This is a genomic window from Pseudonocardia sp. McavD-2-B, from assembly GCF_024124365.1.
In the GTDB taxonomy this organism is placed as follows: Bacteria; Actinomycetota; Actinomycetes; order Mycobacteriales; family Pseudonocardiaceae; genus Pseudonocardia; species Pseudonocardia alni.
In genome coordinates, this window is record NZ_JAMXSG010000536.1 from 1 (window position 1) to 1,228 (window position 1,228).

The 1,228-nt window shown below is 77.8% G+C and carries 2 protein-coding genes; both read left to right on the top strand.

Going from position 1 to position 1,228, the window contains the following annotated elements; all coding sequences use genetic code 11:
- On the top strand, positions 1-918 hold a 918-nt coding region (locus NH602_RS30960; protein ID WP_253069707.1), incomplete at its 5' end, for a CdaR family transcriptional regulator.
- A 19-nt stretch (positions 919-937) separates the two neighbouring features.
- Positions 938-1,228: DUF1707 domain-containing protein (locus NH602_RS30965; protein ID WP_253069708.1), on the top strand; the 291-nt coding region annotated here is incomplete at its 3' end.

Consider the following 1,228-nt stretch of genomic DNA (forward strand, 5'->3'; position numbering starts at 1 on the left):
CTGGAGGTGGCGTTCGGGTCGGGCCCGCCGGACGGCCGCCTGGCCGTCGCGGAGCCGGAGGGGGTGCCCGCCGAGACCGCCGCGCTGCGGGCGGCGCTGGCGGTCGCCGCGAACTCGGTGCGGCAGCGCCTCGCCGAGCAGCGGCTCACCGTGGAGCGCGACGCGCGGCTGCGGACGGCGCTGCTCGCCGAGATCCTGCAGGCCGGGGATCCGGTGCCCGGCGGGCTGCGGCGCCGCGCGCTCGACGCCGGCTGGTCGCTGGACGGCTGGCACGCGGGCCTGCGGATCGACGTGCCGTCCTCGGTGGACGTCGTCGCCGCCCGGGAGCAGGTGCTGCGGGCGGTGGAGACGGCGCGGCTGCGGGCGGTCGTCGTCGAGCAGGGACCGGGGTGGAGCGCCTGGACGACGTTCGACCACCAGCCCACCGCCGGTGAGCTGCAGCAGCACGCGACGGCCGCGCGGCGCACCCAGTGGCTGCTGCGCGAGTCCCTGCCGACCTCGACGGGGGTGGGGCGGGTGCACCGCGGGGCGGGCGGGCTGGCCCGCACCCTCGGCGAGGCCGGGGACGCGGCCCGGCTCGCGGCCGAACGCACCACCAGCGGCCGGTTCGTCCACGTCGACCGGCTCGGGCTGGGGGCGCTGCTGCTGGCCTGGACCCGCACCGACACGTTCCTGCCCGCCGCCCGGTCGATGCTCGAACCGTTGCAGGGCAGACCCGGGGACCTGCTGACGACGCTGACCGCCTACCTGGACGCCGAGTCGTCGCTGACCGAGACCGCGGCGGTGCTCGGGGTGCACCGCAACACCGTCGCGACCCGGATCGAACGCGTACGCCACGTGCTCGGCGTCGACCTCGCCGACCCGGACGAGCGCCTCGCCCTGCATCTCGCGTGTCGCAGCGTGCTGTTCCACAGCTGATCGCGGCTACGGTCGGGGTATGAGCGCGGACCCGATCGGCTACGCCGAGCAGGAGGAGACGGTGCGGGCGCTGTCCCGCCACTACACGGGCGGGGCGCTGGACGTCGACGCGTTCGACGCGCGGGTGCGCCGGGCCCGGGCGGCGACGACGCGGTCGCAGCTGGCGGCCCTGTTCACCGATCTGCCCGGGCCGCACCCGGCGTCGCTCACCGGGGTGGCGCCGTCCTCGTCCGCGGCCGGCGCCGACCCGAGCGGCGGTCCCGCCGGTGCGGATCCCGCGACCACCGGCCCCACCAGCACCGGTCCCACC